Raw genomic sequence first — 23,597 nt, 5'->3', positions numbered from 1 at the left:
AGTTTATCTTGAAAAAGATATATATAGATTTTGAAATGAACATGCCAAATAATAAAGGTAAAAGGGACACACTAAATGCAGATATAATAGCTATTGGCGCAGTTAAGTATGATGAGCATACTGGAAAAATAGAAAAATTTAAATCCCTGATAAAACCAATGATAACCAAAGAAGTATATCCACATATAGAAGAATTAACTAAAATAACGTCAGAAGATTTATATAAGGCACCTACATATGAAAATGTAATGAGGGATTTTAAAAGTTGGTTAGGTACGTTTTCTGATATAAAAGGAATTTATACCTTTGGAAATTTAGACTTGGTATGTTTTAATAATATTGATAAAATAAGTTCTCAAAAAAATAAGCATCCAAGGTTTTTAAATAACATAAGAAGTTTATTTGTAGATATAAAAGATAAATATTTAGACTGTGGAATAAGGTGTGTGAATTATATATCTTTAAAAAATTTACTTAGTATAGCAAATGTTGAATTTAGTGGAGAAGTTCATGATCCATTAGATGATGCATATAATTTATTTTTGCTAGATTCAGTTTTAGATGATAATGAAAGTATAAGAGAATTACTTATAATAAAAGATATGATAAAACCTCCATTTAATATAATAGATGAAGAATTAGATGAAAAATTTGAAAAGTATAAGAATTATTTTTATAAAAATGATAGAAATTATGATATAAACTCTATATCAATAGAAATAATAAATGTTATAAGAAAATATATATTATCTTTATCAAATATAGATATATATAATATAGATATAATAAAAGATATAAGCAAGAAAATTATTACAATCGAGAAATTATACAATATAAAAGATGGTTACTTTTATGTACTAGAAAATTTATGTTTAGATATAAAAGATTTAATAGATGATTTAATGCTGTATAAGTTAAGTATATCAGAATATAAATATGAGATAATGACAATAATTGAGTTATTTGATGAAGATTTAAAAGAAGAGAATATAGATATATATATAAAGTGATTCCAAATAAAATGGAATCATTTTTATATTAAATTATAATTTCACTTATTTTAAAATATATATAAATATAATAACTTTATAAAAGGGGATGTTATATTGTGAATGGTATTACCAAATATATTTTAACTGTACTATCTGTGTTCGCATGCCTATCCTCAATATATATTTTATTTTTACTTTTAAGATATATAGTAGATAAAAAGCATAGTAAAAAAAGAAAGAGCATGCTTAATCGGAAGTATGGCATGAATAAAAAGATTTTTAAAAATATAAGCAAGATGGAGCATTCATTAAAACAAAATGAAACAGTTGTATATAAGGAAACAGGTATTAATACAAAGTTAAAAGGAGAAGAAATATTAAAATATAATAATGGAGATATATATAAAGGTGAATTCTTAGAAAGTAAGAAAAATGGGTTTGGTATATGTATTTTTTCAAATAAAGAGAAGTATGAAGGGCTCTGGAGAAATGACAAAATGGATGGGGTAGGAAAGTATACTTTTAGTGATGGTTCTTACTATATGGGAGATTTTAAAAGTGGTTTAATAGATGGTGTTGGTGTATATACATACACAAATAAAGATATTTATAAGGGTGAGTATGCAAATAATCATAAAAATGGAAAAGGGGCATTATACTATAGGGATGGAAGTAAGTATGTAGGAATGTTTAAGGATGATCAAAAGTCAGGTAAAGGAAAGTTTTTGAATTCTAGTGGAGATTTGTATGATGGAGAATTTGAAGGTGATAAATTTAATGGTAAGGGAACCTATAAATATAATGATGGAAGGGTTTATATTGGAGAGTTTAAGAACAATGTATATCATGGATATGGATGTTATACTGATATAGATGGAAATATATATGAAGGTAATTATAAATACGGATTAAAAAAAGGTAATGGTAAGCTTAAGTATAGAAATGGTGAATCCTATTATGGAGAATTTAAGGATGATTTATTTAATGGTATAGGAAAGTATACCTATAAAGATGGTAGTATATATGAAGGCGATTTTAAAAATGGTAAAAAGAGTGGGATTGGAACCTATGAATGTGAGATATATAAATATATAGGTGAATGGGATAATGATGAAAAATATAAAATAGGAACGTATTATCTTTTAGATGGATCGTATATAGAAGTTATAATAGAGAATAATGTAATAAAAGAAGGTATTTATAAGTGTAAAGATAAAGATGATAAGTACATTTATAATATTTCTATAGAAAATGATAGTGATATTAAGTTAATAGAGAATATACATGATTATTTGTCAAAAGATTGTAATGATAAAATCACATTAAATGCTACAAGTTTATATAATTAAGTATAATGCAAAATTTGGAGTGATATTATGAAAAATAAAGATAATAATGGTGATTTTACTGTAAAACTAATTCCTTATATAAAAAATGATGAAATAAGAAGTAGTTCATCATTTTTAAATTATGGAATAAATATGATACAAGCAAAAAACTTTTGGCAACAATCATCTATGGGTGAAGGTGTAAATATAGCAATAATAGATTCTGGATGTGACATATACCATGAAGATTTAAAAGAGTGTATAGTTGGTGTGAGAAACTTTACTGATGAAGATAATAAAAATCCAAATATTGTAACTGATAGAGTAGGTCATGGAACTCATGTTACAGGAATAATTGCAGCACAAGGCAAACATAATATCGTAGGAGTAGCACCGAAATCAAATATATATATTCTTAAATCCATTAATAGAAGTGGAAGTGGTAAACTGAGCTGGGTTATTAATGCAATATATTATGCTATAGAAAAAAAAGTAGATATTATATCTATGTCATTAGGTATGTCAGAAAATAGTGAGAAGCTACAAAGAGCAGTTAAAGAAGCTTCTAGCAAGAATATACTAGTGGTTTGTGCGGCAGGTAATGAAGGTGATGGAAATTCAGAAGAATTCCAATATTCCTATCCGGCATCTTATGTAGAAGTTGTATCTGTAGGTGCAGTTGATAAAAAGGGAAATCCTGCTTATTTTAGCAATGCAAACCTTGTTATAGATTTGGTAGCACCAGGAGTTGAAATAGTATCAACTTATCCTAATAACACTTATGCTAGTCTCAGTGGAACTAGTATGGCAGCACCATACGTAAGTGGAAGTTTAGCTTTATTAAAAAATTGGTCTAGACAAGAATTCCAAAGAGACTTAACTGAGCAAGAATTATACGCACAATTAATTAAACACACAAGAACATTAGATTATTCAAGAACAGTACAGGGAAATGGATTAATTTATTTAAAAGAAGAAAAAATAACAAAAAAAATAAAATATTAAAATATCAAGAGTGCATATTATAGTTGATTTTTAAACTATAATATGCACTTAATTTATGTATGGATATTATTAAGATTTGACTAAAACCAAAATTTTAGATAATATATAATAAGATGTTACAATAAAGTTACAAAAAATGATAAATTTATATAAAAAAGGAAGAATTACTTAGCATACAAAATAGATTAAAATGGAGTGATATTATGATTAAGTTTACATGTGTAGATAAAACATATCCTGACGGTAATAAAACCTTAAAAAATATAAACTTAAAAATTGACAAGGGTGAGTTTGTATTTTTAGTAGGTAGGTCAGGTGCAGGAAAATCTACTTTATTAAAATTAATAACAAGAGAAGAAAAAACCTCAAAAGGTAGTGTATCAGTATTAGGTAGTGATATAACAAATATAAAGGTTAATAAAATACATAAGTATAGAAGAAATATAGGGATTATATTTCAAGACTTTAAGTTATTAAAGGATAAAACTGTATATGAAAATGTAGAACTTGCAATGAGGGTTGTAGGTGCTGCTCCTAATGAAATAAAACCAAGGGTAATGGAAGTACTACAAAAAGTAGGTATATATCATAAGTGTAATAAATATCCAGATGAGTTATCTGGTGGAGAATGTCAAAGAGTTGGAATAGCAAGAGCAATTGTTAATAAGCCTTCTATAATAATAGCAGATGAATGTACAGGAAACCTAGATATAGAAAATTCTAGAAAAATAGTAGATTTATTAGAAAATATAAATGAAGAAGGTGTAACTATAGTAATGGCAACTCATGATATAGAAATACTAAAGCAATATAAAAAAAGAATTATAGCAATAGATGCAGGAAAAATAATAGAAGATACAAAAAAAGACGTAAAGAGGGATTGTTATGAAGATATTATCTAATTTTATTTATAATCTAAAACAAGGTTTGAATGGTCTAGTTAAAAATAAAACTATGAGTCTTATCTCAGTAATATCTGTTTCATCAGCGTTAATTATCTTAGGTATAATCATAACAATAGTTTTAAATATAAATCAGTTTATAGAAGTAACAAAAGACCAAGTAAATGAAGTTAAAGTTTCTGTAGTTGATAATTTAGATGAAAGTCAAAGTAAAGAAGTTAAAGAAATCTTAGAGAAAATAGAAGGTGTAAAAACTGTTACATACAAGTCAAAAGAAGATTCTTTCAATTCTATGAAAGAAGATTGGGGCGATGATGGATATCTGTTAGAAGGAATAAAAAATCCTTTAGATGATACATATACAGTTACATTAAAAGATTCAGATAATATAGATACTGTAGCTAAAGAAATAGAAACAGTTGTAAACGTAAAAGAGGTAAAATATCATCAAGATATAATTAAAAATTTCTTAAACTTATCTAATACTGTAAAGAAATTTGGAGGGATATTAATAATAGCATTATTATTAATATGTTTAATAATAATATCTAATACAATAAAAAGTAGAGTTTACAGCAAAAAGGAAGAAATTGAAATAATAAAATATGTAGGAGCAAGTAACGGCTTTGTTGTAGGTCCATTTATAGTAGAAGGATTTATAATAGGTTTACTTGGATCAGTTTTATCTGTAGCAGTATGTACTAGTATGTACGGATATATGGTTGAAAAAATTAGTGGAGCATTAAGTAATATGATGGGAAATATGGTTGTACCATTAAATAGTATATCTATTTCACTTATATTAATATTATTTGCTACAGGTATAGCTATAGGTGTTTTAGGAAGTATAGTATCAGTTAGAAAACATTTAAAAGTGTAGAAGAAATGGGGGAAGATTGAGTGAAAAAAGTAGTGTCATTAATAGCGGTAGGATCTATATTAGTTAATGCATCATTAATTAATTCATCTACTGTATATGCAGAAGAAACTAAGTCTAGCTTAAATAATAAGTTAAGTAAGAATAAAGAAGAACAAGTTGAATTAGATGATAAAATTAAAAATTTAGATTCTCAAATAAAAGAAATAGAAGAGAATATAAAATCAACTGAAGAAAAAATATCAAGTCTTAACGATGAAACTGAAGAAGCTAAAAAAGAAATACAAGATTTAGAAAATAAAATAAAGGATAATGAAGATGCGTTAGGTGAAAGACTAAAAGTAATAAATAACAACTATTCTATGGCTTATATAAAAGTAATTTTAAGCAGTAATTCATTATCGGATTTCTTTAACAATATATATATGGTTAAAGAAGTTATACAACAAGATAGAGACTTATTAAAAGAATTAGATGAAAATAAATCTCTTGTTGAAGAAAAGAAAAAGTCACTAGAAGATAAAGTTAAAGAACAAGAGCTTTTAAAATCCTCTCTTGAATCAGATAATAATAAATTAGAATCAGATAAAGCTGAAGTTGAGGAGTTAAAAAATCAATTAGCTAAAGAAGAGGAAGAATTAGAAAATCAAATTGCTAAAATAATAGCTGAGGAAGAAGCTGCAGCAGCTAAAGCTCAGGCTGAAGCGGAAGCACAAAAACAACAAAGCTCATCTTCAAATACATCGTCAGGATCATCGTCAAATGCAGTTGTTACAAGTGGATCGTGGCCAGTTCCGGGATATAGTAGAATAAGTTCTCCATATGGATATAGAATTCATCCTGTTACAGGAGCATCATCAATTCATACAGGGATAGATATACCAGCGCCAACTGGAACACCTGTAACTGCTTATGATTCGGGAACTGTAATTTACTCAGGCGTTCAAGGAACATACGGAAACACAGTTATGATAAGGCATAATGATGGAAAAGTAACTTTATATGCTCATAATAGTGCATTAAATGTTTCTGTAGGACAAACTGTTCAAAAAGGACAAGTTGTAGCTAAAATAGGTTCAACAGGTAGGTCTACAGGACCACATTTACATTTTGAAATAAGGGTAAATGGTAGACATACAAATCCTATGAATTACTTATAAAAGTTACATATTGATTATCCTTTATTATAAATATAAAATGTATATATATTTATTAAAATCTAAGGAGAGAATATATGGAAGAATATGTAGTTGTTGACTTAGAAACTACAGGATTAGATCCTTATAAAGGTTGTGAGATTATTGAAATAGGTATAACAGAAATAATTAATAACGAAATCGTTAGAAACTATTCCAGGTTTGTTAAGCCTAAAAAAGAAATACCAAATTTTATAACAGAGATAACTAATATAAGTAATGAAATGGTAGAAAATGAAGAATGTATAGAATATGTATTACCGAGATTTAGAAAATATATTGGCGATAGAACAATAATAGCTCATAATGCCAAGTTTGATTTAAAGTTTTTAAATTACTATTTAAAACAATTAAATCTAGATCCAATAGAAAATCATATATGTACATTAGAATTATTAAAGAATAACAAATCATATAAGGGTAAAAATAAAAAGTTAGAGACTGCTTGTGAATACTATAATATAGAAAATAAAAATGCTCATAGAGCCTATAGTGATACACTTGCAACAGCTAAATTATTTTTAAAAATAAAAGACGAAGTATAAATAAGCGTGAATTCACGCTTATTTTTTTTATTTTAGCATTTTATACAAATAATAAATCATACTATATAACAATAAACTAATATTTCCTAGGGGGAATGAGTATGGGATTTATGAATATTAGTATCTTTATTAATAGAATAGAGTTTGGAATATATAAAATGATAAATGATAAGACAAAGCCTATCTTAGAGGATGAAATTATAATACCAAAGTCTTTTAGTATAGGGGAAAGATTAAGTTATATAAGGAAGATTATTAATGTATTAATTAAAGAGTATAGTGTAAGGAAAGCTTATATGTATATAGAAGAAGATATTGGTATTGAAATAATAGAAGCCGTTAAAGTAGAAGGAATACTAGAAGAATTGTTTTCAAGTTGTGGGGTAGAGATATGCAAATAAATACAAATATAAATTTGAAAATACTTGAAAAAATAAACTCAGAAGGTGTAAACTCAGCTTTATATATAGTTGAAGATACTCAACTAGGTTCAAGATTTATATTAAAGCAAATTGATAAAAAAAATTTAAAAGAATTTGGAAGATATTTTGATGAATCTAAAAAAATATATAAGTTAAGACATCCAAACATAATTACTATAAACCATGCATCATATGATGATGATTACATCTATATAGTAATGCCATACTTTAGGAATGGTTCATTATATAATTTGATGCAAAATGAGAATTTAACTATAAGAGAAATAATTAAATATGCACTAGATTTCCTACAAGCCGTGTACTATATTCATAACAATAACATGGTACATTGTGATATAAAGCCAAATAATATACTTATAAGTGACGAAAATAGAGCTGTATTAACTGATTTTGGATCATCGCTTTATTTAGATATAGAAGGTAATGCAAAATTAAAAAATGTATATTATAAACATATCGCTCCAGAACAATGTATTAGCTCTACTATAAATAAGAAGATTGATATATATCAAATAGGAACAACCTTGTATAGAATGTGTAATGGTAATGAAGAATATAATAAGCAAGTTAAAAGATATAAGGATTTAAATAGTTTAAAGATAGCATGTGCAAATGGAAAATTTCCAGTAAGAAAAAAATATCTTCCTCATGTTCCAAAGTCTATGATATTAATTATAGAGAAGTGTTTAAAAGTTAATAAAGATGAAAGATATGATAATGTATTAGAAATAATGAATGATTTATCTAAGATAGAAGAAAATTTAGATTGGAGATACAAAAAAATAGATAAAGATCAATATTTATGGAGTGTTAATGGAAAGTATATATCTTTATATAGAGATTTAGGATATTGGAATATTAAGCATAATTTATATGATGAGAATGAAAATCTTAACTTTATAGATACTAAAGCACATGGATATAGATTAATACGTAAAATTATTAATATGAAAAAAAAATAACCCTACTTTAATCCGATCAAGTAGGGTTATAAAAGGGGTAAAATATATTATAAAAAGGGGTTTATTAGGGAATATATTTTATTTGGGGAGTAAAATAATCGGTTATTAGGGGAATAACCTTGAATTAATAATAACAAATTTCGACAAAAAGCGCAATAGTTTTGTCGAAAAAAATTATTTTTTTTTTACTTATTAAAATAAAAAATATATGAGTTAAATGGAAATATTTATTAATATTAAATAAAAAATTACTATTTGGATAAACTAATAAAAAATAATAGGAGGAACATATGCTTAAAAAGACTTTAATTTGTTTATTAATAATTTTTACTACAATTAGTTTATCCAATGTTTCTATTTCTATGAATGAAGATAATAATAAAATTACTGAATATAATAATGTATTTATAAATAATTTAAATAATGAGAATATAGAAGTAATGGTAAAAGATGTGTCTATGTTTAAAGAAAGAATAGATATAGGAGATATATATGATTTTTATGCTATAGTTACTATGAGTGTAGAGAATAAAGGACTTTATGATATTGAATTATGTACTATAGATATTTATCCTTATCAAGGTAATAGAGAAACTAAGTACTTTGTAAAAACATCAGATGATGATGTAAAAGGATTCATAGGAACTGTTAATAAGGGTGAAATTAAAGATATAAAGGTTGGGGTTGCTTTGTATAATAAAAGTGAAAATATAAAATTAAATTTAGTGACAACAGATGAAATACTTAAATAAAAGGCTATGTTAGATAATCATGTGATGAATGAAGCATAAAAATAACTACATCTTAGTATCTTCAAGGTATTTATGCTAAGATGTAGTTATTAATCAAATTTCTATACTTGAGATTGTTTTTCTTTGTGTTTAATATATACAATAACATTAAGTATAATAGTAGCTACAAGAAGCACTACTGAAACATTTGCTACTGTGCTTAATATGTCCATCAATGCCGACCAGTCTTCTATGTTCACTAAATGATTAGCATAAAATATTTGCATACATAAAGAAATAGCACATGCACTAATACTAATCCCTGAAAATATTCCTAAATTATTGACAACAGCCTTATCTTGTCTCATAAGATTTATTATAGGAATTACCACTGCAATTAGTCCAAACAAGATACTCCCTTTAGTTATCCAACCCAAAAACATAATAATATTCTCCTTTCACATTTCTAATTCAAATATTAGTTTTGAGTATATTATACATTTTATTAAATCATTTTCCAATTCCAAAATAGCTGTATTAGGTAAATAAGTATAATATAATCCCTTAAACTAATTCAATATATCTATTTCTAATAGTATCTATAGTAATACAAGTTTCTTTGGTTGCTACGTTAACCAACATATCTTTAATTCGGTCTGCCTTTTTATTTTTCTTGCTCAACTGCAAGAATTTGAACCATGCCAAATAATTCGAAATATATTTGCTAGAAACTCCATTGAAAGTCATTAACCATTTCTTAAATCGACTATGAAGCGAATTTACATGTTGTAGATGGTAAACACTATCTATCATTGATTTTCCTCTAGGAACTTGTTTTAATTCCACATTAAGGTCTTTCTTTATACCTATATATGATTTATGAGAATCAACACAAAAAGTGATATCTTCACCTAATTTGCCATCAAAAAATCCGATTATATCATTAGTTGTAATTCTACCATTACAAACTGCTCCCATAAGGATATTTCCTTTGCGGTCAATAGCTGTTTCAATACAAATTTGGTCGTTAGATATACCTCTTTTCTTTTTATCATTCTTACCTTTTCCCCTTTTTCTAGGTTCTCTAGGTATTTTGAAAGTAGTGCTTTTTGAATGGTTTCCTTTGTATGATTCACGAATAAAAACTTCATCAACCTCTACTATACCTTCTACAGTATCATTTTTTAGTGATAGATTTATAACATCCAGTATTCTATGTCTCATATAAAATGAGGTTTTTACACCAACACCAACTTCTTTAGCACACTGTCTTATAGAAAGTCCTAATATCATTAATTCGCAGTATTTAAGCCATTTATCTAATCCTAGTTTAGTACTTGAAAATGGAGATAAAGTAAACTCATCAAATGTACATCTACATATTTTACAAATGTATCTTTGTCTACCATTAGATTTTCCATTTTTATTAACCTCTTTACATTGACATTTAGGGCATTCATATCCCTTAGAAAATCTATTCTCTTTAATGTTATCTTTAATTTCATCAGAACTAAATAAACCACTTAAAACTCCTTGTGCTAATGAAATTAAATCTAGAAGTTCATCCTTGTTCAAATCTTTAACCATGACTTTTATATCTACTTTAGACATAATATGAGGTATCCTTTCTACGAAATATAGTGAAGTATAGTTGATATCTATATTATAACCTATTTTTTATATAATTAATCACATAATTGTCTAACATAGCCAAATAAAAAAACTGTTCTATATAAAATAGAACAGTTTTTTTATTACTCAGGTTGTGGAGCGTCTACAGGACAAACACTGTTACAAGCACCACATTCTATACATACGTCAGCATCTATAACGTATTTATCATCTCCAGCTGATATACAGCTCATTGGACATTCAGCTTCACAAGCACCACAGCTTATACAAGCATCGTTTATTTGATATGCCATAATATTTACCTCCTAACACTAACTTCATTTACATTATACCCTAAAATTTCAAAAATTCCACAAAAAAATTAAAAAAATATTAATAAAAAATTATTTTTTTTGTATTCTTATAGAATTTTATGTAATATGAATCTTACAATTTTGTTCTTTGATTTATTATTATAGGGAGGTTATAATAAATTTATAGATAAGGAGGTAAAGATGGACTATTATAATGAAAATACAAATAAAATAAGAAGAAGAAAAATAAGTTCAAATGACTATTTATCAAAAAAGGCAGAAAGTAATAAATCTATAGAAAGCAAAGTAAATATTAATAATATAAAGAGAGAAGAAAATAGAAATAGTTATAAATCACATAGAAAAGGTAATTTAAAAAAACGCAAAACTAGTAAAAATAAAAAAATATTAAAAGGAGTATCAATACTATTTTTAATTATGTTAATTATTACTTCATCTATAGGAATGATGTTTACTATTTCAGCATTAAAGGATTCACCAAAGGTTACAAGGGATCTTATAGAAGATAACTATATAAGTAGCCAAGTTGTTAGTGTTGATAAAATACCAAACAATTTAAAGAATGCATTAGTGTCTATTGAGGATGAAAGATTTTATGAGCATAATGGAGTTGATTATAAATCTCTTTTAAGATCAGTTATACATAATGTATTCTCAGATAGTACTCAAGGTGGAAGTACCATAGAAATGCAAATTTCTAAGAACTTATTGACAAATGATGATAAAAGTATAAAAAGAAAAATTACAGATATGTATAATGCATTACAAATGGATAAGATAATGTCAAAAGAAGAAATTTTAGGAACTTATTTAAATAATGTTTATTTTGGAAAATCATCATATGGAGTTGCCAAAGCATCTCAAGTTTATTTTGGTAAAAATGTTGAGGACTTGACATTAGCTCAATGTGCTATGCTTGTAGGAATAACTAATAACCCAGCAAAGTATATAGATCATGGTCAAGCAAAAAAAAGACAAGAAACAATATTGTACAAAATGCATGAATTAAGGTATATTACAGATGAGGAATATAAAAATGCTGTAAAAGAGAATGTTCCTTTTAAATCAGAAATAGAATAAAGAGGTGTAGTATGAGCGAATATAAACTTAGCTTTGATGAAAAAGAATATTTATTAAATGAAAATAATTGCAGTGGTTTAATAAATGATGAAGACAAGCCAGTTAAAGGTATAAATATAGAGAATATATTAGATATTTTAAATGATAATGAAGATGCTGATTTTGATGTGGAATATTATCAAGAAGCTTGTCCAGAATGTTTAGCAGGTGTAAAAGAAAAAGAAAAATTCTTCCCATTTTTAGAATATCATTTTTATATATTTACAAAGAATCAAGAATATATAATAAATGATGTTTGCAAAGAGTATGAAGGTCTATCTTTTAATAAACTATCTAAATCAAATAAGGTAGATGATAGTTATATAGTAAGTATAATAATATGTAAAAATTGTGGAGATTATATAATCCAAATAGAAAATTGTATAGTATAATAATGAAATATCCTATAAAAGTATAAAGGTATACTTTTATAGGATATTTTTATATTAAAATATCATAAATATAATTGTAACGTTTTAAACTATAATATCATAGCTTATGTAATCTCTATACTTAATAATAAGTTTATTTTTAGGGGGAATTAATAAGATGAAGCAATTGATGACAGGGAATGAAGCTATAGCAAGAGGAGCTTATGAAGCTGGTGTTAAGTTTGCTGCAGGATATCCAGGTACTCCTAGTACAGAAATACTAGAAAATATAGCTAAATATAAGGATAGTATTAAAGCTGAGTGGTCTGTAAATGAAAAAGTAGCTGTAGAGTCTGTTATAGGTGCATCAATAGCAGGAGCTAGAAGCATAGCTACTATGAAGCAAGTTGGTTTAAATGTAGCAGCGGATCCACTATTTACTTATTCATATATTGGTGTAAATGGAGGAACTGTTATAGTTAGTGCAGATGAACCAGGAATGCACTCATCTCAAAATGAACAAGATAATAGAAATTATGCCATATTTTCAAAAATACCATTGCTAGAACCATCAACAAGTCAAGAAGCAAAAGATATGGTAAAAATAGCATTTGATATAAGTGAAAGATTTGATACCCCTGTTTTAATTAGAGTAACCACAAGGGTATGTCACTCTAAAGGTATTGTAGAATGTTTAGATAGAAATGAAGTTGAAATTAAACCGTATAGAAAAAATGTAGCAAAAAACCTTACTGTTCCTATATATGGTAGAGTGAAAAGAATAGAGGTTGAAAAAAGGATACAAATACTAAAAGAATTTTCTAATTCTACTAACTTAAATTATTATGAGATTAATAGTAACAAAATTGGAATTGTAGCATCGGGAATGTGTGTAAATTTTGCAAAAGAAGTGTTTTTTGAAAATGCATCATATATGAAGTTAGGGTTTACAAATCCGCTTCCAATAAATAAGATAAAAGAATTTGCATCAAAGGTAGAAAAGATTTATGTAATAGAAGAAAATGATTCAATAATAGAGGAACAATTAAAAGCAAATAATATAAATTGTATAGGAAAAGAAATAATTCCAGCCTACGGTGAATTGACTCCGGAAGTAATAAGAAAATCTATATTAAAAGAAGAAAAAGAAACTATAAAATGCAATGAAAATTTAGCAACCTCTAGACCTGCAGGATTTTGTGCAGGATGTCCACATAGAGGATTTTTTTATGAATTAGGAAAAAGAAATAACTTAGTAATAGCAGGAGATATTGGATGTTACTCTTTAGCATTTGCACAACCTTATAATGCTACAGATTTTATAATATGTATGGGAGCTAGTGTTAGCGCAGGTCATGGTGCTCAAACAATATTTAATATGAAACAATGTAATAAAACTAAGGTTGTAAATGTAATAGGAGATTCTACATTTTTTCATAGTGGCATAACTAGTTTATTAAATACTGTATACAATAAAGGAGATTCAATAACCGTTATATTAGATAATAGAATAACTGGAATGACAGGTTATCAACAAAATCCGGGAACAGGATATACTTTGCAAAATGATAAAACTAAAGAAATTGATATATATTTATTAGTAAAAGCCTGTGGAGTAGAAAATATAAAATTAATTAATCCCAATAAACTAGATGAGGTCAATGATGCCCTTGACTGGGCACTATCTAATGAAGATGGTCCATCAGTAATAATTACTAGATGGCCATGTGTTCTTAAACAACTATCATGTCAAGATATAAAAGAGTTTAATAACCCATTTAAGAGTAAGTTAAAAGTAAATATGGATTGCTGTATAGGATGTAAGATGTGTACGAACATAGGATGCCCGGCTATATCCTTTGATAAAAAAATAAAAAAAGCTTATATAGATAATCAACAATGTGTTGGTTGTGGAGTTTGCTCACAAGTGTGTCCTAAAAATGCCATACTTAAGGAGGAAGAATAAATGACAAAAAGTATTCTTTTAGCTGGAGTCGGGGGACAGGGAACTATACTAGTAAGTAATATTCTTACAATAGGGCTTATGGAATTTGGATACGATATAAAAACGAGTGAGATACATGGCATGAGTCAAAGAGGAGGTACAGTATCTACCCATATTAGATATGGGAATAAGATTTATTCGCCTGTAATAGAAAGAGGTGGGGCAGACTTGTTAGTATCATTTGAAAAGATGGAGGCAATTAGATACTTAAAATATCTTAATCCGAAAGGAAAGATAATCGTAAATAACTATAAAATAAGACCTCTTCCAGTATTGATAGGAAAAGTAAATTATCCTGAAGAAGATATTGATAAAGAACTTAATATATTACATGCAATTACTGTAGATGCTGAGAGTAAAGCAAATGAAATAGGTAATATAAAGGTTATGAATTTGATTTTACTAGGAGTTGTTGTAGAATTACTAAATTTAAATGATATAAATTGGGAAGATATAATAAGAAAAAATATCAAAGAAAATTTTATAGATATAAATATACGAGCATTCCATGAAGGTATAAAATTAATTAAGGAGAAATAGGAAAGATAAAATAATAAATGCAAAGATAAAGTAAACTTTATCTTTGCATTTATTATTTTAATGACATGAAAAAGTTTCACAACTTTCATTAGATGAATTTATTTTTACTAAATTAGCATTACATTTTTTTGATTTATTGTATTGGCATTTTATAGCTCTACATTCTATATTTAGAGTACCTACTATATTAGTAGCATTAAGAGAATTTTCCATTGAAGTTTTTGTTTTAGGTTCATATGATATACAACTAGTGTTAATAGTAGTAGTTGCATTTTTACCATCTATTATTATACCGCCAGCATAGCAATCTCCGCTATTATTATATCTACAATCTTCAGCTGCACATTTTAAATTTGACATAAATACCTCCTAAATAATAAATAAATTTATTTATTTATTATTTGAGTCTAAATAAATTTTATTCTTAATTTAGAATATATCTTTGGGATTAAAAAATTATATTAAAATTTAATAGAAACTATTCTAAATCTATTATATTATGAATAATTATAAATTATTTGAATTTAAAAATATAAATATACTAACATTTATTGATAAAAAATAAAGTCAAGGTGAGAATATGATATTAGATAATTTTGAAAAGACTAGAGAAAAGATTGATTTAGAATTAAAGCAACGTTTAAATAGAAAAAATATAAACAATCAAATTTACAAAAAGAAAAATGAAATTTTTGATAAAGATATATATATTAATGAATGTATACTTGAAATGGATTTATATGAGTGTATATTCCAAAATACAAAATTTATAAATTATAATTTTAAAAATGTGACCTTTTTTAATTGTATTTTTAAAAATATAGAATTTGATTCATGTAAATTTAATGATGGAAAAGATTCCATAATTATATTTGAAAATAATTGCCAATTTATAAATTGTACATTTAGAAATTGTGATTTAAAAAAAGTTATATTTAAAAATGTAAGTATGAAAAATAGTGATTTTATATTAAGTGATATGAGAGATGTTATTATAAATATGTCGTATTTAGAAAGCATATATTTTAAGGATTGTGACTGTAGAAGTTTTAAAGTTATAAATAGTGTTATAGGTAATATAGAATTTAAAGATGAATTTATAACTAAATTTAATGAGAATACATTTATAGATAAAATTGATATTAATAAAGTTGATAGTAGTTTTTATGAAAGGACAAGTATAGTTTATAAAAATATAGAAGCTATATATGAAGCTAATAGACTTTTTGATAATGCTGGAGAATATTACTATTTATCTAAGTGTATGGAGCAAAAAAAATTAAAGGGAATAGATAAGCTTAAGTCATACATATTCTGGATATTATGTGGTTATGGTGAAAGGCCTACTTATGCACTTATAACTTCTATAGAAATTTTATTAATATTTGCAATAATTTACATGTTTTTAGGATTGGACATTGGAGGTAATATTATAAATTATAATATAGATTTTATAATTAAGCTGCCTATAGATAATTTAGCTTTGGATTTCTTTCATTCACTTTATTTTAGTATCGTTACATTTACAGCAGTTGGATATGGGGATATAACACCCATTGGATATAGTATAATTTTATCAAGTATAGAGATGGTATTAGGGGTTACTATGATTGGAGTATGGACAGCTGTGTTAGCTAGAAAAATAACTAGATAATTTTCAGAATAATGCAAAAAAATATAAAAAAATATAAATATAGTTAAAAATATAGTAAATAAATGGTATTGAAAATAGTTATCAAATAATATAAAATATTATTGGAATAAGTAAAATATAAATTAATGGAGGAAATTATGGCTAATATTAAAAAGTTTTTTTATATAACTATAGGTATGATAGCATTTATATTAGGATCTATTGGTGTTGTTTTGCCTGTATTGCCAACAACACCTTTTTATTTGCTTGCATCTGTTTGCTTTGTAAAAGGGTCTGAAAAATTTGATAGATGGTTTAAAAGTACAAAGTTATACAAAAAACATTTAGAAAGTTTTGTACAAACAAGATCTATGACATTAAAACAAAAAGTTACATTAGTGCTATTTGCTGATATTATGATGTTATTTCCATTTATTATGATAGATAATCTATATATGAGAATAAGTTTGATACTAGTTTCTCTTACTAAGTTATACTACTTCACATTTAAAATAAAAACAATAAAAAAGGAGACAAAATATGCTAGATAAAAGATTATTATCCATATGTAAAGAGCCTAAAAAATACATATTTTTAACTGTAATAGCTAACTGGATTTCAGTTATATGCAATATAGGGATAATATTATTTGTAGGTGAAATAATCAATAAATTATTTAATAATGATTTTAGTTTTAATTTAGGAGGATATGTGATTTACTTAGCTTCTTTAATGATAATAAGATTCATTTCTAATTTTATGGCTGGTAAATTTTCACATAACTCTTCGGGACAAGTTAGAAGTATATTAAGAGAAAAGATATATAAAAAACTACTAGACTTAGGAGTTAATTATAGTGATGCTTTATCTACATCTTCAACTGTCCAAATTGCAGTTGATGGGGTAGAACAACTAGAAATCTATTTTGGCAAATTCTTGCCTCAATTATTTTATGGTATATTAGGTCCATTAACTTTATTTGCAGTTATGGCAACAATAAGTTTAAAAGCAGCTCTAGTGTTACTAGTATGTATACCATTAATACCAATATCAATAGCGGCTGTTATGAAATTTGCTAAAAAGCTTTTAAGTAAGTACTGGGGTATTTATACTAACTTAGGTGATTCTTTCTTAGAAAATCTTCAAGGTTTAACAACTTTAAAAATATTTGATTTAGATGAAGAGAAAAATGATGAGATGAACAAAGAAGCTGAAACTTTTAGAAAAGTAACTATGAAAGTTTTAACTATGCAATTAAGTTCTATAACTATAATGGATTTGATTGCATTTGGAGGATCAGCATTAGGTATATTAATTGCGGTTAATGAATTATCAAGAGGAAATGTAACTGTCGGTGGAGCTGTAGTAATAATTTTATTATCTTCAGAGTTCTTTATACCACTTAGATTATTAGGATCATTCTTCCATGTAGCCACTAATGGTATGGCTGCATCTGAAAAAATGTTTAAATTATTAGATACAGAACTTGAAGAAGAAAGTGAAATATCTAAAGAAGATATAAATAAGTTAAAAGATATATCTATAAATATAGAAAAGGTAAACTTTAGTTATAATAAAGATAGACAAATTCTTGGGAATATAAATATAGAAGTTAAGAATAAATCTATGGTCGCACTTGTAGGAGAAAGTGGATGTGGTAAAAGTACTATAACTAATCTTTTATTAAAATTAAGAAAAGTTGATGATGGAAAGATAACATTAAATGGAGTTAATATAGAGGATATTCCATTTAGTGTTTTAAGAAAAAAAGTAAGCTTTATAAGCCATAACTCTTATATATTCAATACAACAATAAGAGAAAATTTAATGATGGGAAATAAAAATGCAAGTGAAAAGGACCTTTATAAAGCTTTAATAAGTGCGAATTTATATGAATTTGTAATGAACTTAGATAATAAATTAGATACTAAAGTTGGAGAAGGGGGATCTTTATTATCAGGAGGTCAAAAACAAAGACTTGCTTTAGCTAGAATGATACTTACAAACCCTGAAATCTATATATTTGATGAAGCAACTTCAAATATAGATGTTGAAAGTGAAGATAGTATATTACAAACAATACAAGAACTATCAAAGGAAAAAACAGTTATAGTAATATCCCATAGATTAGCAAATGTAATAAATGCAGATAGAATTTACACGTTACATAAGGGTGAAATAGCTGAAAGTGGAAGTCATATTGAACTTATGAAAAATAAATCTGTTTACTATAATTTATACACTAAGCAAAGTGATTTAGAAAATGTATATGAAAATGAGATGGAGGTGGCTTCTTGTGAATAATGAACAAAAAAGAATATCTGGAATAAAGATAATGGCAAGACTAATAAAGATATTAAAGCCACTGACGCCTATAATGATGATAACAATAACTTTTGGAGTTATAGGTTTCTTAGCTGCAACAGCCGTAACGACTTTTGGAGCTGTTGCTATAAGTAATATTTTAGGTATAGAAATAGGATTTGAACTTAGTACTACTATAAAAATAATAATATCATGTGCAATATTAAGAGGTGGGCTTAGAGCTATAGAGCAATATTCTGGACATTACATTGCATTTAAGATATTAGCAATACTTAGAGATCAAGTTTTCAAAGCTTTAAGAAAGCTATCACCAGCAAAATTAGAGACAAAAGAAAAAGGAAATTTAATATCAGTTATAACTAGTGATATAGAACTATTAGAAGTTTTTTATGCTCATACAATAGCACCCATAGCAATAGCTATATTAACTTCTTCTATAACTGGAGCAATACTATATACTGTTCATCCTTACTTTGGGATAATAGGATTTGTATTCTATTTAATTGTTGGAGTAGCTATACCAGTTTTATCTTCTAAGTATGCAAATCAAGCAGGGCTTGAATATAGAAATGAGTTCGGTAATACAAATAGTTTTTTATTGGATTCTTTAAAAGGTATAAAAGAAGTTTTACTTTTTGGAACTGGAGAAGAAAGAATAAAAACTATAAATGAAAATAGTGAAAAATTAAATGAAAAACTTGAGGTAATAAAGAAACATGAGGGTATAATTAGAGCCTTTACAGATATAACTATAATGTTAGCTATATTAGTAACTTTATTTACAGGTGTAAAATTATTTGAATCTAATATTATAAACTTAGGTCAAGTAATATTAGCTATAGTTCTTTTAGCTAGTTCATTTGGTCCTACTGTTGCTTTAAGTAACTTATCCAATAACTTAATGCATACTTTTGCATGTGCTCAAAGATTATTTAATATACTGGATGATGTTCCGGCAGTAGAAGAAGTGCCTGGTGAATGCGACTTGAATATGGATAGTATAAATATTAAGCATGTTGGATTTAAATATAAAGGAAGAGAAGAAGAATTATTAAAAAATATAAACTTAAAAATTAACAAAGGTGAAAAAGTAGCTATAATAGGTAAAAGTGGTTGTGGAAAAAGTACATTATTAAAACTTATAATGAGATTTTGGGATGTTAATAATGGATCTATAGAAATTGATGGCAAAAACATAAAAAATATACCGACTAAATCATTAAGAAAAACGCAATCTTTAGTCAGCCAAGAAACATTTTTATTTAATGATACTATAGAAAATAATATAAAAATAGGAAACATAAATGCATCTGAAGAAGAGGTAATAGAAGCTGCTAAAAAGGCATCTATACATGAGTTTATAAAGACTTTACCTAATGGATATAAAACTAATGTAGGAGAAATTGGAGGTAACTTATCTTCAGGAGAAAGACAAAGATTAGGTATAGCAAGAGCATTTTTACATAATCCGCATGTTTTAATACTTGATGAACCAACTAGTAACTTAGATACTTTAAATGAAGCACAAATACTAAAGAGTATTCAAAACGAATCTGATGATAAAACTATCATAATGGTATCTCATAGAAAATCTAGTGCTGCAATATGTGATAAAAAAGTATATGTAAGAAATAATAGATTAGAATTTAACTAATGAGGTTACTATGGGAAGAATACAAAGAGAAAAAGAAACAATAGATTTAATGATAAAAATTTATTGTAATAAAAAACATAAAAGTAAGAATAATGACCTATGCGATGAGTGCAGAGAACTTTTAGACTATGCAAATAAAAGGTTAGATTTTTGTAAATTTGGAGAAGTGAAAAAGTTTTGTAGTAAATGTCCAATACACTGCTATAAAAAAGATATGAAAGCAAAAGTTAAGGATGTTATGAAATTTTCAGGTCCTAGATTACTATTACATAGCCCATTACAAGTTATTAAGCATATTATAGAAAAGTAAATTACTAAAGGAGTATATGAAAATATAGTATTTTCGTATACTCCTTATTTAGAATTACAATATTATTTATTTAATATAAATTTATTTATAACATTAGCAACACCATGTTCATTGTTGCTAGTAGTTATGAAGTCTGCTATGTCTTTTATACTATCACGGGCATTACCCATGGCAACACCAAGACCAGCATATTTTATCATATGTTGATCATTTTCTTCATCTCCAACAGCTATAGTTTTTTCTATAGGAAGATTTATATTATCACATAAAGCTTTAAGAGCATTTCCTTTATTAGCATCTTTATTTAAGAATTCTAAGAAATAAGGAGCTGATCTAACTATAGTGTATTTATCGTAAAACTCTTTAGGTATTGATTTTATTATTTCTTCTAGCTTTTCTGATTCATCAACAATCATTACTTTACAGAATTTAATATTATTATCTATTTTTTCCACAGGTATATATTCAACATCTATTTTATTAATAGTAGCCTCTAACTGAGTGTATTTACCAGGTATCTTACAAGGAGTTACTAAGTTAGTAGGTGTATTTATATGAATAAATGTATTGTGTTTTTTATAAATTTCATTATAAATCAAATTAAAGTCTTCTAATTCCATTTCTAAATCACATAAAATTTTTTCACTTTTTACTTCTTGAACAACAGCCCCGTTAAAACAAATAACATAGTCACCATCATCAGTAAGGTTTAACTCTTCTAATAAAGGTGTTACACCTGGTAGCGGTCTACCAGTAGATAAAACTACTTTTGCCCCTTGATTTTTTGCTTCTTGGATAGAAGTAAATACTTCAGGTGTTATTTTTTTTTCAGTATTTAACAAAGTTCCATCTATATCTAGTGCGATTAATTTATACATACAACCTCCCAAGCAATGAATAATTTGTTTCTAAGTTAGATTATACCAATATATTTATAATTAGTGTATAGAAAAAATATATAATATTGTATAATTTAATTATTAAGTATTAGTAAAAGGAGAGATATTATGAAATTTTCTGAGTTTAATTATGAAAGACCAGATTATAATAAAATAAAAGTTTTATTTAAAAATATAGTAGAAGAAATAAATATATCTAATACATATGAAGATCAAAAAAGTGCTATAGAAAAGTTAAATGTTATTAGAAATGAAATAGAAAGCATGTCTACTATAGCGTCTATAAGGTACTGTATAAATACAGAGTCTGATTTTTATGTGAAAGAGAGAGAGTATTGGGATGAGAACTCACCTCTATTTGAAGAATTAAATTCTATGTTTTATAAATCTATAGTTAATTCAAAATTTAAAGATGAAGTTATTAAAGATTATGGACAACAGTTTTTTAGTATATGTGAATACTCAATAAAGTCCTTTTCAAGTGAGATAATAGAAGAACTACAAGAAGAAAATAAATTATGTTCAGAATATACAAGATTACTAGCTTCAGCAAAGATAGATTTTGAAGGTGAAGAAAGAAATCTTTCGGGCTTAGGATCATTTATGCTTTCAAAGGATAGAGAGATAAGAAAAAGGGCTTCAAAAGCATATTATGCATATTTTGAACAAAATGAAGACAAATTTGATGAAGTATTTGATAAGTTAGTTAAAGTTAGAAATGATATAGCTAAAAAGCTAGGATTTAAAAACTTTGTTGAAGTTGGATATATAAGAATGATGAGAACTGATTATAATGCGAATATGGTTTCTAATTTTAGAAAGCAAGTTTTAGAATATATCGTACCGTTATCAGAAGAACTTTATAAAAGACAATGTGAAAGGCTTAATTTAAATAAATTAACTTATATAGATGAGAATTTTGAGTTTAAAAGTGGAAATGCAACACCTAAAGGGGATCCTGAATATATAATAGAAATGGGTAAACAAATGTATTTTGAATTATCAGATGAAACTAAAGAGTTCTTTAATTTTATGTTAGAAAATGAACTTATGGATTTAGTTACTAAAAAAGGTAAGGCAGCTGGTGGATATTGTACATATATACCTAAATACAAGTCTCCGTTTATATTCTCTAATTTTAACAAAACAGCTGATGATATTGATGTTCTTACTCATGAAGCAGGCCATGCATTTCAATTATATATGTCTAGAGATATAGAAATGCCAGAAATAAATTTCCCGACTTTTGAAAGTTGTGAAATACATTCAATGAGTATGGAATTCATTACTTGGCCATGGATGGAGTTATTCTTTAAGGAAGATACACAAAAATATAAGTTTACTCATATGTCATCAGCTATTAAGTTCATACCATATGGTGTATTGGTAGATGAATTCCAACACCATATTTATGAAAATCCTAATATGAGTAAGACTGAAAGAAAATCTGTATGGAGAAAGCTAGAAAAATTATATCTTCCTCATAAAAACTACGAAGGATGTGATTTTTTAGAAAAAGGAACGTGGTGGTTTAAGCAAGGCCATATATTTAAAAATCCATTCTATTACATAGATTATACTCTAGCTCAAATATGCTCTCTTCAATTTTGGAAAAAGGTAAGAGAAAATAAAGTGCAAGGATGGGAAGATTATATAAATATTTGTAAAGTTGGTGGTAGAAAGTCATTTCTCGAAATTATTAAAATAGGTGATTTAAAATCTCCATTTGAAGATGGATGTGTGGAGAGTGTTGTATCTAATATAAAATGCTGGTTAGATAGCGTAGATGATACAAGTTTATAAAATAGAAGGGG

General features: G+C 26.3%; 25 protein-coding genes. 20 read left to right on the top strand and 5 right to left on the bottom strand.

Going from position 1 to position 23,597, the window contains the following annotated elements; genetic code table 11:
- Positions 1–8 precede the first annotated feature (8 nt).
- The 10 genes from I2A66_RS10865 to I2A66_RS10820 all read left to right on the top strand — a co-directional run bounded on the left by I2A66_RS10865 (position 9) and on the right by I2A66_RS10820 (position 9,002).
- Positions 9–1,010 carry a 3'-5' exonuclease gene (locus I2A66_RS10865; RefSeq protein ID WP_122641266.1) on the top strand — a complete coding sequence of 334 codons (1,002 nt, stop codon included), beginning with the start codon at positions 9–11 and terminating at the stop codon, positions 1,008–1,010.
- Between the two features lie 245 nt (positions 1,011–1,255).
- Positions 1,256–2,341, top strand: a complete 1,086-nt coding sequence (locus tag I2A66_RS10860) for an MORN repeat-containing protein (RefSeq protein ID WP_243238720.1) — start codon at positions 1,256–1,258, stop codon at positions 2,339–2,341.
- A gap of 27 nt (positions 2,342–2,368) precedes the next feature.
- Positions 2,369–3,325 (top strand): S8 family peptidase, encoded by a 957-nt coding sequence (locus I2A66_RS10855; protein WP_122641268.1) that lies wholly within the window; start codon positions 2,369–2,371, stop codon positions 3,323–3,325.
- Between the two features lie 203 nt (positions 3,326–3,528).
- Positions 3,529–4,227, top strand: a complete 699-nt coding sequence (ftsE, locus tag I2A66_RS10850) for a cell division ATP-binding protein FtsE (protein ID WP_122641269.1) — start codon at positions 3,529–3,531, stop codon at positions 4,225–4,227.
- Positions 4,211–5,107 carry a permease-like cell division protein FtsX gene (gene ftsX / locus I2A66_RS10845; RefSeq protein WP_195251613.1) on the top strand — a complete coding sequence of 299 codons (897 nt, stop codon included), beginning with the start codon at positions 4,211–4,213 and terminating at the stop codon, positions 5,105–5,107. Before ftsE ends, ftsX begins: the two co-directional genes overlap by 17 nt.
- A gap of 20 nt (positions 5,108–5,127) precedes the next feature.
- Complete coding sequence (locus tag I2A66_RS17235) at positions 5,128–6,264, top strand: murein hydrolase activator EnvC family protein (RefSeq protein ID WP_206425664.1); 1,137 nt, start codon at positions 5,128–5,130, stop codon at positions 6,262–6,264.
- 74 nt (positions 6,265–6,338) lie between these two features.
- Positions 6,339–6,845, top strand: coding sequence for a 3'-5' exonuclease (locus I2A66_RS10835; RefSeq protein ID WP_122641271.1), 507 nt, complete (start codon positions 6,339–6,341; stop codon positions 6,843–6,845).
- Between the two features lie 101 nt (positions 6,846–6,946).
- Positions 6,947–7,246, top strand: a complete 300-nt coding sequence (locus tag I2A66_RS10830; RefSeq protein ID WP_122641272.1) for a hypothetical protein — start codon at positions 6,947–6,949, stop codon at positions 7,244–7,246.
- On the top strand, positions 7,237–8,250 hold the full coding sequence (locus I2A66_RS10825; RefSeq protein WP_122641273.1) for a serine/threonine-protein kinase: 1,014 nt from the start codon (positions 7,237–7,239) through the stop codon (positions 8,248–8,250). The genes I2A66_RS10830 and I2A66_RS10825 overlap by 10 nt, the downstream gene beginning before the upstream one ends.
- Positions 8,251–8,540: 290 nt before the next feature.
- The gene (locus I2A66_RS10820) at positions 8,541–9,002 is read left to right on the top strand and encodes a hypothetical protein (RefSeq protein ID WP_147515760.1); all 462 of its coding nucleotides are present in this window, start codon (positions 8,541–8,543) and stop codon (positions 9,000–9,002) included.
- A 101-nt stretch (positions 9,003–9,103) separates the two neighbouring features.
- On the opposite strand, the gene I2A66_RS10815 is transcribed toward I2A66_RS10820, so the two are convergent.
- The 3 genes from I2A66_RS10815 to I2A66_RS10805 form a co-directional block, all read right to left on the bottom strand.
- On the bottom strand, positions 9,104–9,424 hold the full coding sequence (locus I2A66_RS10815; RefSeq protein ID WP_195251611.1) for a hypothetical protein: 321 nt from the start codon (positions 9,422–9,424) through the stop codon (positions 9,104–9,106).
- A 121-nt stretch (positions 9,425–9,545) separates the two neighbouring features.
- Complete coding sequence (locus tag I2A66_RS10810; protein ID WP_195251609.1) at positions 9,546–10,592, bottom strand: IS1595 family transposase; 1,047 nt, start codon at positions 10,590–10,592, stop codon at positions 9,546–9,548.
- Between the two features lie 143 nt (positions 10,593–10,735).
- Positions 10,736–10,906: a DUF362 domain-containing protein gene (locus I2A66_RS10805; RefSeq protein WP_122641275.1), complete on the bottom strand. Its 171-nt coding sequence runs from the start codon at positions 10,904–10,906 to the stop codon at positions 10,736–10,738.
- A 201-nt stretch (positions 10,907–11,107) separates the two neighbouring features.
- Here I2A66_RS10805 and I2A66_RS10800 point away from each other — a divergent pair, with 201 nt between their 5' ends.
- From I2A66_RS10800 to I2A66_RS10785, 4 genes are all read left to right on the top strand, one after another.
- On the top strand, positions 11,108–12,007 hold the full coding sequence (locus I2A66_RS10800) for a transglycosylase domain-containing protein (RefSeq protein WP_195251607.1): 900 nt from the start codon (positions 11,108–11,110) through the stop codon (positions 12,005–12,007).
- Between the two features lie 11 nt (positions 12,008–12,018).
- A complete protein-coding gene (locus I2A66_RS10795) occupies positions 12,019–12,438 on the top strand; it encodes a DUF3785 family protein (protein ID WP_122641277.1) in 420 nt (139 codons plus the stop codon).
- A 157-nt stretch (positions 12,439–12,595) separates the two neighbouring features.
- The gene (gene iorA, locus I2A66_RS10790; RefSeq protein WP_122641278.1) at positions 12,596–14,383 is read left to right on the top strand and encodes an indolepyruvate ferredoxin oxidoreductase subunit alpha; all 1,788 of its coding nucleotides are present in this window, start codon (positions 12,596–12,598) and stop codon (positions 14,381–14,383) included.
- Positions 14,384–14,962 carry an indolepyruvate oxidoreductase subunit beta gene (locus tag I2A66_RS10785; RefSeq protein ID WP_122641279.1) on the top strand — a complete coding sequence of 193 codons (579 nt, stop codon included), beginning with the start codon at positions 14,384–14,386 and terminating at the stop codon, positions 14,960–14,962.
- 57 nt (positions 14,963–15,019) lie between these two features.
- Here I2A66_RS10785 and I2A66_RS10780 read toward each other — a convergent pair whose 3' ends face one another.
- Positions 15,020–15,322 carry a DUF1540 domain-containing protein gene (locus I2A66_RS10780; protein ID WP_122641280.1) on the bottom strand — a complete coding sequence of 101 codons (303 nt, stop codon included), beginning with the start codon at positions 15,320–15,322 and terminating at the stop codon, positions 15,020–15,022.
- Between the two features lie 220 nt (positions 15,323–15,542).
- Between I2A66_RS10780 and I2A66_RS10775 the strand changes: the two genes are divergently transcribed.
- From I2A66_RS10775 to I2A66_RS10755, 5 genes are all read left to right on the top strand, one after another.
- The gene (locus I2A66_RS10775) at positions 15,543–16,616 is read left to right on the top strand and encodes an ion channel (protein WP_147515761.1); all 1,074 of its coding nucleotides are present in this window, start codon (positions 15,543–15,545) and stop codon (positions 16,614–16,616) included.
- 137 nt (positions 16,617–16,753) lie between these two features.
- Positions 16,754–17,146: a YbaN family protein gene (locus tag I2A66_RS10770; protein ID WP_122638532.1), complete on the top strand. Its 393-nt coding sequence runs from the start codon at positions 16,754–16,756 to the stop codon at positions 17,144–17,146.
- The gene (locus tag I2A66_RS10765) at positions 17,136–18,899 is read left to right on the top strand and encodes an ABC transporter ATP-binding protein/permease (RefSeq protein WP_147515762.1); all 1,764 of its coding nucleotides are present in this window, start codon (positions 17,136–17,138) and stop codon (positions 18,897–18,899) included. Before I2A66_RS10770 ends, I2A66_RS10765 begins: the two co-directional genes overlap by 11 nt.
- Before the next feature lie 31 nt (positions 18,900–18,930).
- A complete protein-coding gene (locus I2A66_RS10760) occupies positions 18,931–20,574 on the top strand; it encodes an ABC transporter ATP-binding protein (protein WP_206425638.1) in 1,644 nt (547 codons plus the stop codon).
- A gap of 10 nt (positions 20,575–20,584) precedes the next feature.
- Entirely contained in the window at positions 20,585–20,884 is a 300-nt protein-coding gene (locus I2A66_RS10755) for a nitrous oxide-stimulated promoter family protein (RefSeq protein WP_122638534.1), read from the top strand.
- A 62-nt stretch (positions 20,885–20,946) separates the two neighbouring features.
- Here the strand turns inward: I2A66_RS10755 and yidA are convergent, their stop codons facing one another.
- On the bottom strand, positions 20,947–21,762 hold the full coding sequence (gene yidA / locus I2A66_RS10750) for a sugar-phosphatase (protein ID WP_122638535.1): 816 nt from the start codon (positions 21,760–21,762) through the stop codon (positions 20,947–20,949).
- A gap of 129 nt (positions 21,763–21,891) precedes the next feature.
- Between yidA and I2A66_RS10745 the strand changes: the two genes are divergently transcribed.
- Complete coding sequence (locus I2A66_RS10745; protein WP_147515763.1) at positions 21,892–23,586, top strand: M3 family oligoendopeptidase; 1,695 nt, start codon at positions 21,892–21,894, stop codon at positions 23,584–23,586.
- Positions 23,587–23,597 lie beyond the last annotated feature (11 nt).

The sequence above is a fragment of the Romboutsia sp. 1001713B170207_170306_H8 genome (genome assembly GCF_015550495.1).
Taxonomy (GTDB): domain Bacteria; phylum Bacillota; class Clostridia; order Peptostreptococcales; family Peptostreptococcaceae; genus Romboutsia_E.
This window is presented reverse-complemented; position numbering and strand designations above follow the sequence as displayed.